14 protein-coding genes and 1 pseudogene are annotated in these 13,827 nt (G+C 67.5%); 9 read left to right on the forward strand and 6 right to left on the reverse strand.

What is annotated here, in order from left to right; all coding sequences use genetic code 11:
- Window positions 1–32: 32 nt before the first annotated feature.
- The 8 genes from nadB to DNK89_RS10845 all read left to right on the forward strand — a co-directional run bounded on the left by nadB (window position 33) and on the right by DNK89_RS10845 (window position 6,857).
- The gene (gene nadB / locus DNK89_RS10810) at window positions 33–1,622 is read left to right on the forward strand and encodes an L-aspartate oxidase (protein ID WP_110960091.1); all 1,590 of its coding nucleotides are present in this window, start codon (window positions 33–35) and stop codon (window positions 1,620–1,622) included.
- Window positions 1,619–2,254, forward strand: coding sequence for a 7-carboxy-7-deazaguanine synthase (gene queE / locus DNK89_RS10815; RefSeq protein WP_110960092.1), 636 nt, complete (start codon window positions 1,619–1,621; stop codon window positions 2,252–2,254). Before nadB ends, queE begins: the two co-directional genes overlap by 4 nt.
- 133 nt (window positions 2,255–2,387) lie before the next feature.
- Entirely contained in the window at window positions 2,388–2,762 is a 375-nt protein-coding gene (locus DNK89_RS10820; RefSeq protein WP_015015449.1) for a 6-carboxytetrahydropterin synthase, read from the forward strand.
- A 62-nt stretch (window positions 2,763–2,824) separates the two neighbouring features.
- A complete protein-coding gene (panD, locus tag DNK89_RS10825; RefSeq protein ID WP_110960093.1) occupies window positions 2,825–3,205 on the forward strand; it encodes an aspartate 1-decarboxylase in 381 nt (126 codons plus the stop codon).
- A 2-nt stretch (window positions 3,206–3,207) separates the two neighbouring features.
- Window positions 3,208–4,533: an adenosylmethionine--8-amino-7-oxononanoate transaminase gene (gene bioA, locus DNK89_RS10830; protein WP_110960094.1), complete on the forward strand. Its 1,326-nt coding sequence runs from the start codon at window positions 3,208–3,210 to the stop codon at window positions 4,531–4,533.
- Complete coding sequence (gene bioD, locus DNK89_RS10835) at window positions 4,533–5,204, forward strand: dethiobiotin synthase (protein WP_110960095.1); 672 nt, start codon at window positions 4,533–4,535, stop codon at window positions 5,202–5,204. Before bioA ends, bioD begins: the two co-directional genes overlap by 1 nt.
- Entirely contained in the window at window positions 5,201–6,421 is a 1,221-nt protein-coding gene (gene bioF, locus DNK89_RS10840) for an 8-amino-7-oxononanoate synthase (RefSeq protein WP_110960096.1), read from the forward strand. The genes bioD and bioF overlap by 4 nt, the downstream gene beginning before the upstream one ends.
- Before the next feature lie 76 nt (window positions 6,422–6,497).
- Window positions 6,498–6,857, forward strand: coding sequence for a 5-carboxymethyl-2-hydroxymuconate Delta-isomerase (locus DNK89_RS10845; protein WP_110960097.1), 360 nt, complete (start codon window positions 6,498–6,500; stop codon window positions 6,855–6,857).
- A gap of 21 nt (window positions 6,858–6,878) precedes the next feature.
- Here the strand turns inward: DNK89_RS10845 and DNK89_RS10850 are convergent.
- The 6 genes and pseudogenes from DNK89_RS10850 to nadC all read right to left on the reverse strand — a co-directional run.
- Window positions 6,879–7,164 (reverse strand): annotated as a pseudogene (locus DNK89_RS10850) (SDR family oxidoreductase); the annotation flags it as partial.
- A gap of 194 nt (window positions 7,165–7,358) precedes the next feature.
- Entirely contained in the window at window positions 7,359–8,108 is a 750-nt protein-coding gene (locus DNK89_RS10855; protein WP_110960098.1) for a hypothetical protein, read from the reverse strand.
- 96 nt (window positions 8,109–8,204) lie between these two features.
- Window positions 8,205–8,405, reverse strand: a complete 201-nt coding sequence (locus tag DNK89_RS10860) for a hypothetical protein (RefSeq protein ID WP_110960099.1) — start codon at window positions 8,403–8,405, stop codon at window positions 8,205–8,207.
- Between the two features lie 439 nt (window positions 8,406–8,844).
- Window positions 8,845–10,683: a chorismate-binding protein gene (locus tag DNK89_RS10865; protein WP_110960100.1), complete on the reverse strand. Its 1,839-nt coding sequence runs from the start codon at window positions 10,681–10,683 to the stop codon at window positions 8,845–8,847.
- 75 nt (window positions 10,684–10,758) lie between these two features.
- Window positions 10,759–11,889, reverse strand: a complete 1,131-nt coding sequence (nadA, locus tag DNK89_RS10870) for a quinolinate synthase NadA (protein WP_110960101.1) — start codon at window positions 11,887–11,889, stop codon at window positions 10,759–10,761.
- A complete protein-coding gene (nadC, locus tag DNK89_RS10875; protein WP_203422248.1) occupies window positions 11,886–12,734 on the reverse strand; it encodes a carboxylating nicotinate-nucleotide diphosphorylase in 849 nt (282 codons plus the stop codon). Before nadC ends, nadA begins: the two co-directional genes overlap by 4 nt.
- Window positions 12,735–12,900: 166 nt before the next feature.
- Here nadC and panB point away from each other — a divergent pair, with 166 nt between their 5' ends.
- Window positions 12,901–13,782: a 3-methyl-2-oxobutanoate hydroxymethyltransferase gene (gene panB / locus DNK89_RS10880; RefSeq protein WP_110960103.1), complete on the forward strand. Its 882-nt coding sequence runs from the start codon at window positions 12,901–12,903 to the stop codon at window positions 13,780–13,782.
- Window positions 13,783–13,827: the final 45 nt, after the last annotated feature.

The raw sequence follows: 13,827 nt of genomic DNA on the forward strand, positions 1-13,827 counted from the left end.
GTGGCCGTGGCATTACTCCATACCCGCAAGCCATGGCATCCCACGACTTCGACGTTCTCATCGTAGGCAGCGGCCTCGCAGGCCTCTCCGCCGCGCTGCACCTGGCGCCCACCCACCGCGTGGCCGTGATCACCAAGCGCACGCTGCAGGATGGCTCCAGCGGCTGGGCCCAGGGCGGCATTGCCGCCGTGCTGGCCGACGACGACAGCTTTGCCGCGCACATCGAAGACACGCTGGTCGCAGGCGCAGGCCTGTGCGACCTGGCCACCACCCGCTTTGTGGTGGAGAACGCGCCCGAGTCCATCGCCTGGCTGCGCGGCCTGGGCGTGCCCTTCACGCTCGAAGGCGACCAGCTGCACCTGACGCGCGAAGGCGGCCACAGCGCCCGCCGCATTGCACACGTGACCGATGCCACCGGCGCCGCCGTGCAGCGCACGCTGATCGACGTGGTGCGCAGCACGCCCGGCATCACGCTGTTTGAGCAGCACACGCTGGTGGACCTGATCACCACCCGCAAGCTGGGTTTGCCGGGCCACCGTTGCCTGGGCCTGTATGCGCTGGACAGTGACACGGACGAGGTCGTCACCTTCCGTGCCCCCCAGACCATCCTGGCCACAGGCGGCGCTGGCAAGGTGTACCTGTACACCACCAACCCCGACACGGCCACGGGCGACGGCATTGCCGCCGCCTGGCGCGCGGGCTGCCGTGTGGCGAACATGGAATTCATCCAGTTCCACCCCACAGGGCTGTACCACCCGCACGAAAAGTCTTTCCTCATCAGCGAGGCGGTGCGTGGCGAAGGCGGGCAACTCAAGCTGCCCCCCTCGGCAGGCGGCACCCGCTTCATGCTCGACCACGACCCACGTGCCGAGCTGGCTCCCCGCGACGTGGTGGCCCGCGCCATCGACTTCGAGATGAAGAAGCATGGGCTGGACTGCGTGCACCTCGACATCTCGCACCAGAGCCCGGCGTTTCTGCAGGAGCACTTCCCCAACATCCTCGCGCACTGCGCATCGCTGGGCATCGACATCACCAAAGAGCCCATCCCCGTGGTGCCCACGGCCCACTTCACCTGCGGCGGCGTGCTGACCGACCTGGCGGGCCGCACCGACCTGCCCGGCCTGTATGCCGTGGGCGAGGTGGCCTGCACCGGCCTGCACGGCGCCAACCGCCTAGCCAGCAACTCTCTGCTGGAATGCATGGTGTTCGCACGCGCCGCCGCGCAGGCGATTGCAGCCGCCCCGGCCACCGAACTGCCCACAGTGCCCGCCTGGGACGACAGCCGCGTGACCGATGCCGACGAGTCCGTCGTCATCTCCCACAACTGGGACGAGCTGCGCCGCTTCATGTGGGACTACGTGGGCATCGTACGCACCAACAAGCGCCTGGAGCGCGCCGCGCACCGCATTGCGATGCTGCAGGGCGAGATCCAGGAGTTCTACGCGCACTTCCACGTCACGCGCGATTTGCTGGAGTTGCGCAACCTAGTGCAGGTGGCCGACCTGATCGTGAAAAGCGCCCAGCTGCGCCGCGAAAGCCGGGGCCTGCATTTCAGCCGCGACTACCCCGAAGTCGCCGCCCCAGCAGCGCCCACCATCCTCGTCCCCCCGGTGCCCCGATGACCTACAGCGTCAAAGAAATTTTCTACACCTTGCAAGGCGAAGGCTGCCAGGCGGGCACGCCCGCGGTGTTCTGCCGCTTTGCGGGCTGCAACCTCTGGACGGGCCGCGAGCAAGACCGCACCCAGGCCATCTGCCAGTTCTGCGACACCGACTTTGTAGGCACCGATGGCACGCTGGGCGGCAAGTTCGAGACGGCCACCGCACTGGCCGAATTGATCGCCGCCCAATGGCCTGCGGGCGCAGGCCACCGCCTGGTGGTGCTGACGGGTGGCGAGCCCCTGCTGCAGGTGGATCGCGAACTCATCGACGCGCTGCACGCGCAGCAATTCCGCATCGCGGTCGAAAGCAACGGCACTGTCGCCGCACCCGAAGGCATCGACTGGCTGTGCATCAGCCCCAAGGCCGGCGCGCCGTGGGTGCAGCGCAGCGGGCAGGAGCTGAAACTCGTCTGGCCCCAGCCCGGCTTTGACCTACAGGCGCTGGAGCAGGACACGCAGTTCACCCACCGCTTTCTGCAGCCCATGGATGGACTGCTGCAGCGGCAGAACACCGCCGCTTGCATTGACGCCTGCCTGGCCCACCCTGCATGGCGGTTGAGCCTGCAAACCCACAAGCTCACCGGCATCAGGTGAGAGAGGCCAACAAAACTCCCCTGGCGTCGTTGTCCCGCCTTGTCGTACTACTCGTACTGCCTGCGGCGGAACGCCTAGCCAGGGCCGCTTCGCTGAGCTTTGTTAGCCTCTCCAAGTCCTTCTAAATCACCGTATGTTGTTCACCATCTCCCAGAGCTTCTTCTTCGACGCCGCCCACACCCTGCGCCGCGAGATCGAGGCCGAAGGCAGCCGCCGCGTGCACGGCCACACCTACCATGCCGAAGTGTTCCTGACCGGCCCGCGCGACCCCGCCACCGGCATGGTGCTGGACCTGGGCCTGCTGCGCCAGGGCCTGGCCGTGGTGCGCGAGCAGCTGGACCACCACATGCTCGACGAGGTGCCCGGCCTGGGCACGCCGACGCTGGAAAACCTGTGCCTGTTCATCGCCCAGGCACTGCCCACCGACTTGCGCGCCAGCGTGAGCCGCGTGCGCGTGTGGCGCGAGGCACTGGGCGACAGCTGCGCGCTGGACTTTACGCAGCCCTGACCGGCCACGGCCCTGCCTCCGGCAGGCACTCCCCCATCCACAGACTTCATTCAAGGAAGCCGATGTTCCGCACTCTGCTCAAATCCAAGATCCACCGCGTGGCCGTGACCCAGTGCGAGCTGCACTACGAAGGCTCCTGCGCCATCGACGAAGACCTGCTGGACGCCGCCAACATCGCCGAGAACGAGCAGATCCACATCTGGAACATCAACAACGGCGAGCGCTTTGTCACCTACGCCATCAGGGGCCAGCGCGGCAGCGGCATGATCTCGGTCAACGGTTCGGCCGCACGCCGCGCGTCCACAGGCGATCTCATCATCATTGCGGCCTTTGCCCAGGTGCAAGAGGACCAGGTGGCCACACACCAGCCGCAACTGGTGTTTGTGGACGAGCACAACCGCCAGACGGAACTGCGCCACGCAGTGCCCACGCAGGCCCTGTAACGATGGCGCCGACCCATGACGCTCTGGTGGCCCGCAGCCTGGCTGCCGTCTGGCACCCGTGCACCCAGATGAAGCGGCACGAAACCCAGCCCCCCGTGGCGATTACCCGCGCGCAGGGCCCGTGGCTCTACGGCACCGATGGGAAGCGCTACCTGGACGGCATCAGCTCCTGGTGGGTCAACCTGTTCGGCCACAGCCACCCACACATCCAGGCCGCGCTGGTGGACCAACTGAGCCAGCTAGACCACGTGATGCTGGCGGGCTTCACCCATGCGCCCGTGGTGGAGCTGTCCGAGCGCCTGGCCGCCCTCACCGGCCTGGGCCATGCGTTCTACGGCAGCGACGGCGCAGCCGCCACCGAGATCGCCCTGAAGATGAGCGCGCACTACTGGCGCAACACCGGTCGCCCCGCCAAGAGCCGCTTTGTGGGTCTGGCCGGTGGCTACCACGGCGAAACCGTGGGCGCGCTGGCCGTGACCGACATTGCGATCTTTCGCGAAGCCTATGCCCCGCTGGTGCGCCTGGCCGACACCGTGCCCAGCCCTGACGCACGCGATGCTGCACCGGTGGAGACCGCACAGGACGTGGCCCGACGCGCAGCTGCCGCGCTGGAAGCATGGCTGCAGGAGCACCACACAACCACCGCCGCCTTCATCGTCGAGCCCCTGGTGCAATGCGCGGCCGGCATGGCGATGCACGACCCCGAATACCTGCGCCTGGCACGTGCGCTGTGCAGCCGCTACGAGGTGCACCTGGTGGTAGACGAAATCGCCGTGGGCTTTGGCCGCACGGGCACCATGTTCGCCCACCAGCAGGCCGGAATCCGGCCGGATTTCATTTGCCTGTCCAAAGGCCTCACGGGCGGCACACTGCCGCTGTCGGCCGTGCTCACCACCGATGCGGTGTACGCCGCGTTCTACGACGACGATGTGGCGCGGGGCTTTCTGCATTCGCACTCCTACACCGGCAACCCTCTGGCCTGCCGCGCGGCGCTGGCCACGCTGGAGTTGTTTGAACAGTTGGATGCGCTGAAAACCAACAAGGCACTGGCGCAGCGTATCGATGTGGCCTGTGCACCCCTCACACAGCACCCGCGTGTGCAGCATGCACGCCATCTTGGAATGATCTGGGCCTGGGATGTACACACTACCCTGCCCGACTTTGCGCGCCGTTACCACCAGCACGCCATGGCACGCGGATTGGTACTGCGCCCCATTGGCAAAACGCTGTACGCCATGCCGCCCTATGCGCTCGACGACGAGGCCGTGCAGAGCCTTGCCAGCGGCGCGCTCGATGCGCTGAGCGCCACCCTGCAGGAGGAAAGTTGATGATGGGATGTTTTGTGACCGGCACCGATACCGGTGTCGGCAAGACGCTGGTGTCCGCCGGGCTGCTACACGCTCTGGCGCGCCACCACCGCCGCGTGGTGGGCATGAAGCCCGTGGCGGCTGGCCTGGTGCCCTGGGGGGACGACTGGGCCAGTGAAGACGCGATTGCGCTGCGCTCGGCCTCTACCCTGGCCGTGCCGCCATCGCTGGACAACCCCGTGCTGCTGCCCGACCCGCTCTCGCCCCACATCGCCGCAGCGCGGGCGGGTGTGCAGATCGACGTCGCTGCCATCGTCGCCAGCTACCAAACGCTGGCCGCACAGGCCGACGCCGTGGTGGTGGAAGGAGCGGGCGGCTTTCATGTGCCGCTCACCGATACGCTGACTGGCGCAGACCTTGCCCAGGCCTTGGCCTTGCCGGTGGTGCTGGTGGTGGGTTTGCGGCTGGGCTGCCTGAACCATGCGTTGCTGACCGCCGAGGCCATCCGTGCGCGGGGCCTCACGCTGGCGGGCTGGGTGGCCAACCGGGTGGACCCCGACATGGATGCGGTGGAGGACAACATTGCCTACCTGCGTACCCGGCTGGGTGCACCGCTGCTGGCCGATGTGCCGCACCAGGAGCTACCCGAACCCGGCAGCCTGGTGTTTGATTTGCCCAAGGACTGGCGATGACAAGCGCCACGGCACCACAAACGTCGTGGCTCGACGAGATCCCCGCGCGCCTGGCCGACATCGAACGCGCTCACCTGCTGCGCCGCCGCCGTGTGGTGCAGCCCGCCGGCGGTGCACGCCTGCTGGTGGACGGCCGGTCCATGCTGGCCTTTTGCAGCAACGACTACCTGGGCCTGGCCGGCCACCCTGCGCTGGCCGAAGCCGCGCGCGAGGCCACACACCACTATGGCGTGGGCTCGGGCGGCTCGCCGCTGGTCAGCGGCCACAGCGCTGCCAACGATGCGCTGGAGCACGACCTGGCGGCCTATGTACAACTGCCCCGGGCCCTGTACTTCTACGCGGGCTATGCCACCAACACCGGCATCATCCCCGCGCTGGTGGGTGACGGCGATGCGCTGTTCTCCGACGCGCTCAACCACGCCTGCCTGATCGACGGTGCCCGCCTGTCGCGCGCCACCATCCACCGCTATCCCCACGCCGACCTGGCAGCGCTGGAAGCGCAGCTTGCCGCCAGCCCCGCAAGGCGCAAGCTGGTGATCAGCGATGCGGTGTTCAGCATGGACGGCGATCTCATCGACATCCCAGCCCTGCTCGCGCTGTGTGAGCGCTACGACGCACTGTTGTTGCTGGACGATGCCCACGGCTTTGGCGTGCTGGGCCCCCAAGGGCGCGGCAGCCTGGCACAGGCGGGGCTGACGGGCCCCCACGCCTCGCGCCGCGTGCTGTACATGGCCACGCTGGGCAAGGCAGCGGGCGTGGCGGGCGCCTTTGTGGCCGGCGATGCAGCCCTCATCGAATGGCTGCTGCAAAAAACGCGCACCTACATCTTTGCCACCGCCGCGCCACCGCTGCTGGCAAGCGCACTGCGCCAAAGCCTGCGGATCATGGAGGCGGCCGACGACCGGCGTGCACATCTGGACGGACTCATCGCGCAACTGCGCCAAGGACTGTCCACATTGCCTGCATCGCTGGGCTGGCACCTGCTGCCGTCGCACACCCCCGTGCAGGCCCTGATCATCGGCAGCAACGAAGCGGCGCTGGCGGTGATGGAAGGCCTGCGCGCCAAAGGACTGTGGGTGCCTGCCATCCGCCCGCCCACCGTGCCAGCGGGCACGGCGCGGCTGCGCATTGCGCTGTCCGCCGCGCACACCACCGACGATGTGGCGCAACTGCTGGCCGCGCTGCATGCGCTGGCGACACCGTTGGTGAGTCGTTGACAAGCCGCAGTACCATGCACAGCCCAGGCGCCCTGCCAATGCAGGCCCTCCCCTATCCTTCCAGCGAGACGATTCCATGCCCCACCTGACCATCGAATACTCGGCCAACCTGCCCCACTACCCCGAAGCCGAAACGTTGACGGCCCTGAACGCCGCCTTGTGCGCCCATCCCCAGGTGCAGGACGAGGCAGATCTGAAGACGCGCTTCATCGTGGCCGACAGCTTCGAGATCGGCATCGCACCCGCCAACCGCGCCTTTGTGCACGCACAGCTGCGCCTGCTGTCAGGCCGCACGCCCGAGGCCAAGAAGGAGCTGTCCGACCTCATTGCCGCGGTGCTGCGCGAGCGCACCCCCAAGCCCCAGGGCGTGATGGTGCAATTGAGCGTGGAGATCGTCGATATGGACCGGGGCTCGTACGCCAAAGAGCGGCTCTGACGCTGCACTCCTGCCCCCGCCTCAGGCCCCGTCGCCTGCGTTGCCGGTGATCGGCTGCACGATGCCCGTGATGTAGCTGGAACAACACGGGGCCGTCAGGAACACGCCGGCGGGCGAGATCTCCTCGGGTTGCGCCGGGCGGTCCAGACGCGTGGTGACGCTAACCTTTTCCAACTCTTCGGCCGGGCGGTCCGCCGGATCAGCGGTGTCCACACTGGCCCTGGCGCCACCGCTTTCCCGCGGATTCCCCGGTCGGCCGGTTGTGCGCCAGCACCTGGGTAAAGGCATGGATCGCGCCCTCGGTGGCCGGGAGCGAAGGGGTCGGAGGCGGTCACGGCGGCATGTCTTTCTGCCGACAGGGGCTTCAGGTCAACCGGAGCCAAAAAAGGGGCGCCTGGGCTTCCAGGCCAGTGCGCCCACGGTGGTACGGACGGCGAGTTCAACGACCGGGCCGGGGCAGTACATACTGCCCCGGCCCGGCCGCGTCAGTAACTGCAACGGTCAGCTGGCATCCTTGGACTTGCCAGTATTGCCCTGGTTGCCGCCAGACGCGGTGGTGGATGCGCTCTGGGAGCCCGCACCTTTCTGGTTCTGCTGACCGGGCTGCTGCTGGCCCGAACTGCCGCTGGTGCGGCTGGAGCGCCACTGGCTGAAGTCATCCGAGAACTTCTGGTAGCGCTCCTTGCGCCAGCTGTCGTAGTCGTCATCCAGCATGCGCAGTTGCTCATCGCGCCACTGCTGGTAGTCGGGATCGCGGTGGCCCCGGCTCTGCTGGGCGGGCGGTGCATTGCGGGTGAAGCCATAGGCGTTGCCGTAGCCACCCTGGCCGCGTTCATCATCGCGATAGGGCGAGGCAAAACGCCCTTCGTCATCGCGAAAGCCCTGGCTCTCGTACGGGACGCCCCAGGCCTGGTGCTGACGGCCGGGGCCGTTGTCGTAGTCCGAGCGGCCCTGAGGCCCATACGCGCCAAAGCTCTCACGCCCGGTGCGTGGGTAGCCCTGCGGTTCGCCACGGCTGCGGTTCAGGCCGTACTGGCCATAACGTTCGTGGCCATAGCGTTCTTGCTCATAACGGTCGCTACGATCATTGCGGTTCTCGAACTCCTGGCGGTAACCGCCAGGGCTGCTGCCGCGATGGTCTTCGCTGCCGTAGCCCTGGTGGTCACCGCGCTCGGTAAAGCGCATGTCGTCGGCATCGCGGCCCATGCCATGGCGGGAAAAGTTGCTGTCGTCGCTGTCTCTGTAGCCCATGGTGTTCTCCTTGCGGTCAATGGGAATATCAAAAGTTGAAAGTGAATAGGAATGGAAGGGTGCGGCTGGCCACATGCTGTTGTGGCCCGCCCGGTCTCAGGGCTGGCTCTTGTGCGAATCGCGGCTGCCTTGCTGCTTCTGGTCGCGGCCCTGCGCGTGTGTGTCGGCGTCGTTGCGGGCGCCCTGCTGGTGGTGGGTGTTGCCGCCCGTGCTCTGCTCGGCCTGCTGCTGCCCGGCGGGCGACTGGCGCTGAGACGAAGGGGTGTTGGGCTGGTTCTGCGGGTTGTTTTGAGACATGGTGGCTCCTGTCGAAGTGGTTGAACAAAGGTGGCACACAAAGCCTTCAAAGGCGTCTTGTGTGGGTTCATGTTCGAGGGGCACCGCAGCGCTTTTTGTAGGCCGTGTCCTATAGGCCTGTGGGCCAGGTGCGATGCGGAGTAAGCAAGCGCACAGCAGGTAGCAGGATGCAAAAGGGGGCATTCGCCAGACCGCAGCAACAGGCCTTGCCAGGCCGGCGCGGTCAGGCTGGGTGGGCGCCATGCACGCGCCTACAGCCCGGGCAAGCAGCGTCACATCCTGATGCACAGGATGCGCGTTGGAACGCTCGGCCCGCTGCCTGAACGACCAACGAAGGCAACACACCCACGGCCTGATCCATTGCGCTGAACGCCCCCTGCGGCGGCCGCCAAACACCTGGGGCGGCACGCCAACAGGGAGGTTGCGAGAAAAGGACTGGCTACGCGTCCAGCGTGGCGTCCAGCCAGCCGCGCAGGCTGTTGATGAACGCCCAGCCTTGCACGCGGGGGATGTCGGCCACGCGCAGCACTGCCTCCACCACGTGACCGTCCTGCAGCGCCACGGCGCGGCCCACGCCGGGCAGCAGGCCGCAGGACAGGGGCGGCGTCACCCAGCGCCCATCGACGAGCGCGGCGATGTTGCCGAAGGTGCCTTCTGTGATCTCGCCCGCCTCGTTCCACAGCACCGTGTCGAACACGCCGGGGGGGGTGGGTGCAAACGCCGCGTAGTGCGCGCGCCGCGTGGTCTTGTAGCGCACGAACTCGCTGTGTGCGGCCGCAAAGGGGCGCGGCGCCAGTTGCAGGCGCACAGGCACTGCCGTGGTCTGCAGCGCAAAGGCCTCAGCGCGTGCGCTGCCGTCCGCCGCCAGCAGCAGGCGCACCCGCCAGTCGCCATCGCGGTGTTGCAGGGCGGCAATCTGCAGCTCCTGGCGCACCGCGTGGGCGTTGAATGCAAAGCCAAAATGCGCAGCCGCCTCGCCCATGCGGCGCACATGCTGGTCAGCGTGCACGAACTTGCCGTGGTGCAAGCCCAGGGTTTCGAGCACCTCGAACGGAGCGCTCGCCCGCTCGACAAAGGCGCGCTTGTGGTGCCACTCGGCCCATTCGGCGCCCGCCTCGGCACCGGAGGTGATGCCGCTGCCGATGCCGCAGGTGGCCTCGGCCACGACGGGGGAGGCATCCGCACCCGAACCCGCACCAGTACCCACGCCACGCAGCACCACGGTGCGGATGGGCACGTTAAAGGTAGCCGCCACCGGGTGCAGGCCGTCCGGCCCCGCTGCGCCGCCCGGCCGCACCACGCCCACCGCGCCGCAATACACGCCGCGCGGCGCGGGCTCCAGCGCGCGGATCATCTGCATGGCGCGCACCTTGGGCGCTCCCGTGACGGAGCCACAAGGGAACAGCGCCGCAAAAACCTCCGTCAGCGTGGTGCCGGGCCGCGTGCGCGCCGTCACGTCCGAGGTCATCTGCCACACCGTGGGCAAGGCCTGCGTGGCAAACAGCGCAGGCACCTGCACGCTGTGCGGCAGCGCAATGCGCGACATGTCGTTGCGCAGCAGGTCCACGACCATCACGTTCTCGGCACGCTCCTTGGGCGCCGTGCGCAGGTGCTCGGCCTGCTGCGCGTCCTGCTCGGGGGTGGCGCCGCGCGGGGCCGTGCCCTTCATCGGGCGGGCCAGCAGGGTGCCGCCTTCAGGCGCGTCCAGCCAGTCAAAAAACAGCTCGGGCGACACCGACAGCACCTGCTCGTCACCCGCCTGCAGGTAAGCGGCATAGCCCCCGGGCTGCGCGCGCAAGAGTGCAGCAAACAGGGCCTGCGACGAGCCCTGAAGCGTGCCGCGAAAGGGCGCGGTGTAGTTGACCTGGTACAGCTCGCCCGCCGCGATGGCCTGCTGGATCTGCGCCAGTGCGGCGTCAAATTCCTCGCGCTCGGGGCTGTCGTCCCACACCACCTGCGCAGGGGTTGCTGCTGCCGCCGCATCCGCCGCGTCGTCGGTCCCGGGCTGGGGCGCGTCGTACACGGCGAACCAGGCCAGCGGGCCGTCGGCCGCATGGGTCTGCAATGCGGCATCGAAGGCCGGGGCGGCCTCGTAGCGCACATGGCCCACGCACCAGCGTCCTTGCTGTGCGGCGGCAAACACGGCGTCGAGCACACCGCGCACCTCGTGCAGTGCGTGGGCCACCAGCACCTCGCGCGGTGCCTCGAACCGATGGCGCAGGCGCGTGGCGCCCGCAGTCAGCGGCTGGGTGAAGTCAATGCGGCAACTATGGGTCAAAGCAGGCGGAGGCGCTAGTGGATCATGCGCCTATAGCTATCAAAAAATGAGCAATCGTCAACACGTTGTGCGCTCTCAGGCAGCGCCCAGATGGGGCACCAGTGCGCCGGTGGGCTGACCGTTCTTGAGCGCCGCCGTGAAGGCCAGCATGCGGTCAATCGGCTGGCGCGCACGCGGGATGAGCGCGGGGTCCACATGCGCGGCGTTGGCACCAGTCTCCAGCACCCGCGCCACATCGGCCAAGCCGTTCATCGCCATCCAGGGGCAGTGCGCGCAGCTCTTGCAGGTGGCGCTGTTGCCCGCCGTGGGCGCTTCGTAGAACGTTTTGCCGGGGTTGAGCGTGCGCAGCTTGTGCATCATGCCGTTGTCGGTGGCCACGATGAACTCGGTGGCATCCATCTCGCGCGCGGCCTTGAGGATGGCGCTGGTGGAGCCCACGGCATCGGCCAGGGCCACCACGTCGGCGGGGCTTTCGGGGTGGACCAGCACTTTGGCCTGTGGGTGCTGCTTTTTCAGCAGCTCCAGCTCCAGCGCCTTGAACTCGTCATGCACGATGCAGGCACCGTTCCAGAACACCATGTCGGCGCCTGTCTCGCGCTGGATGTATGCGCCCAGGTGGCGGTCCGGCGCCCACAAAATTTTCTGGCCTGCCGCCTTCAGGGCACCCACGATGTCGAGCGCACAGCTCGATGTCACCAGCCAGTCAGCACGCGCCTTCACCGCCGCGCTGGTGTTGGCGTAGACGACCACGGTGCGGTCGGGGTGCTGATCGCAGAACGCGCTGAATTCGTCGATGGGGCAACCCAGGTCCAGCGAGCAGGTGGCGTCCAGGTCGGGCATGAGCACGGTCTTTTCCGGGCTCAGGATCTTGGCCGTTTCGCCCATGAAGCGCACGCCGCTCACCACCAAGGTCTGCGCGACATGGTCACGGCCAAAGCGCGCCATTTCCAGCGAATCGCTAACCAGGCCTCCGGTTTCTTCAGCCAGGTCCTGCAGGTCCGGGTGCACGTAGTAATGCGACACCATGACCGCATTTTTTTCCTTGAGCAGGCGGCGAATCCTGTCTTTGAGCGCTGCACGCTCAGCCTGTGACGGCTCGGGCGGCACACGCGCCCAGGCGTGTTTGGTGGAGCAGACGGCGCCCGATGCTGCCTCGTCAGGCTGCTCGTATTCGACGTCGATACGGTTCAGGGTTGCGGTGCTCATGCCAGCTCCTGCAGACGCATCGAAAAGTCGGTGGCCTTCACGTCTTTGGTCAGCGTGCCGATGGAGATGCGGTCCACGCCGGTCTCGGCCAGTTCGCGCAAGCCTTCGAGCGTGACACCGCCCGAGATTTCCAGAATCGCGCGGCCTGCATTGATGCGCACCGCTTCGCGCAGCATGGGCAGCGGCATGTTGTCCAGCAGCACCATCTTGGCGCCCGCATTCAGCGCCTCGGTCAGCTGCTCCAGGGTTTCGACTTCGATCTCGATGAAGGTCGCCTGCGCGGCCACGGCCTGTGCGGCGCGCAGCACCGCCGTCACGCCACCGGCGGCAGCAATGTGGTTCTCTTTGATCAACACCGCATCGTGCAGGCCAATGCGGTGGTTGGTGCCGCCGCCCACGCGCACAGCGTACTTTTGCGCCAAGCGCAGGCCGGGAATGGTCTTGCGCGTGTCCACGATCTGCGCGCGCGTACCCGCCACCACATCCACATAGGTGCGGGTTTTGGTGGCGACGGTCGAGAGCAGCTGCAGAAAGTTGAGTGCGGTGCGCTCGGCGCTCAGCAGTGCGCGGGCCTGGCCTTCCAGCTCCAGCACCACCTGGTCGGGGGCGCAGCGCTGGCCTTCGGCCACATGCCAGGTGATCTGCACCGTGGGGTCGAGGGCGCGCAGCGCGGCTTCAGCCCAAGGGGCGCCGCAGATCACGGCGGCTTCGCGCGCCAGGATGCGCGCGCGGGCGCGGCGGGCGGGGTCGATCAGGCCGGCGGTAAGGTCGCCAGTGCCCACGTCTTCGGCCAGAGCGCGGGCCACGTCGGCCTGGGCCAGGGCCTTTACATCGTTGTCTCTCATAGTGCTTTTCGCGGGGGGTGTCGCTGCTGTCATGGGCCGCGAGCATACCGGGAACGCAAAGGCCACTGTGCCAGTGCAGGCCCGCCCTGCCCGTGCAGGAAACCAATAAGTACACCCAGTATTGGTCGCATAGACTCGCGGCAATTTTTTGGCTCCGCCGCGCAACATGAACGCCACCAGCCCTGTTTCCGCCACGCCCTACGGCACGCTGCCGCCTGCATCGCCCCTGCCCCAGCGCCGCCCTGTGAGCCTGCCGCGCCTGGCGCAGATGCGCGCAGCGGGCGAAAAAATCACCATGCTCACCGCCTACGACGCCACCTTTGCCGCCGTGGCCGATGCGGCGGGGGTGGAATGTATTTTGGTGGGCGACTCGCTGGGCATGGTGTGCCAGGGCCTGCCCAGCACCGTGGGTGTTCAGCTCGACACCATGGCCTACCACACGGCCAGCGTGGCGCGCGGCCTGCACCGCGTTCAGGGCACGGCCTGGCTGGTGGCCGACCTGCCCTATGGCACCTACACCGAAAGCCGCGAACAGGCTCTGCGCAGCGCCTGTGTGCTGATGCAGGCCGGGGCGCACATGGTCAAGCTCGAAGGTGGGGGCTGGACGGCGCCCACAGTGGAATTCCTGGTGCAGCGGGGCGTACCGGTGTGCGCCCACCTGGGCCTGACGCCACAGACGGTGCACGCGCTCGGCGGCTACCGCGTGCAGGGCAAGACCGACGACGCGGCCCGCACTCTGCGCAAAGAGGCGCATGAGCTGCAGGGCGCAGGCGCCGCCATGCTGGTGCTGGAGATGGTGCCCGCTGCGCTGGCCGCCGACCTGACGGCCGAGCTGCCGCACTGCCACACGGTCGGCATCGGCGCGGGCAACGGCACGGCCGGCCAAGTGCTGGTGTTGCACGACATGCTGGGCATGAACCTCGGAAAGATGCCGAAGTTCGTGCACAACTTCATGCAGGACGCAGGCAGCGTGCGCGGCGCCATGGAGGCGTATGTGCAGGCCGTAAAGCGTGGCAGTTTTCCCGACAACGCCCAGCACGCCTGGTAAGAGCCCCTCCGGCCTTCGCCGAATTTCTATCTTTGACCCTTCTTA

The organism is Acidovorax sp. ST3 (assembly GCF_003231145.1).
Taxonomy (GTDB): domain Bacteria; phylum Pseudomonadota; class Gammaproteobacteria; order Burkholderiales; family Burkholderiaceae_C; genus Acidovorax.

What these genes read in the sequence shown, in the direction of transcription:
- nadB (WP_110960091.1), top strand. Translation starts at nt 33, where the DNA reads ATGGCATCCCACGACTTCGACGTTCTCATCGTAGGCAGCGGCCTCGCA.
- queE (WP_110960092.1), top strand. Translation starts at nt 1,619, where the DNA reads ATGACCTACAGCGTCAAAGAAATTTTCTACACCTTGCAAGGCGAAGGC.
- DNK89_RS10820 (WP_015015449.1), top strand. Translation starts at nt 2,388, where the DNA reads ATGTTGTTCACCATCTCCCAGAGCTTCTTCTTCGACGCCGCCCACACC.
- panD (WP_110960093.1), top strand. Translation starts at nt 2,825, where the DNA reads ATGTTCCGCACTCTGCTCAAATCCAAGATCCACCGCGTGGCCGTGACC.
- bioA (WP_110960094.1), top strand. Translation starts at nt 3,208, where the DNA reads ATGGCGCCGACCCATGACGCTCTGGTGGCCCGCAGCCTGGCTGCCGTC.
- bioD (WP_110960095.1), top strand. Translation starts at nt 4,533, where the DNA reads ATGATGGGATGTTTTGTGACCGGCACCGATACCGGTGTCGGCAAGACG.
- bioF (WP_110960096.1), top strand. Translation starts at nt 5,201, where the DNA reads ATGACAAGCGCCACGGCACCACAAACGTCGTGGCTCGACGAGATCCCC.
- DNK89_RS10845 (WP_110960097.1), top strand. Translation starts at nt 6,498, where the DNA reads ATGCCCCACCTGACCATCGAATACTCGGCCAACCTGCCCCACTACCCC.
- DNK89_RS10855 (WP_110960098.1), bottom strand. Translation starts at nt 8,108, where the DNA reads ATGGGCTACAGAGACAGCGACGACAGCAACTTTTCCCGCCATGGCATG.
- DNK89_RS10860 (WP_110960099.1), bottom strand. Translation starts at nt 8,405, where the DNA reads ATGTCTCAAAACAACCCGCAGAACCAGCCCAACACCCCTTCGTCTCAG.
- nadA (WP_110960101.1), bottom strand. Translation starts at nt 11,889, where the DNA reads ATGAGCACCGCAACCCTGAACCGTATCGACGTCGAATACGAGCAGCCT.
- nadC (WP_203422248.1), bottom strand. Translation starts at nt 12,734, where the DNA reads ATGAGAGACAACGATGTAAAGGCCCTGGCCCAGGCCGACGTGGCCCGC.
- panB (WP_110960103.1), top strand. Translation starts at nt 12,901, where the DNA reads ATGAACGCCACCAGCCCTGTTTCCGCCACGCCCTACGGCACGCTGCCG.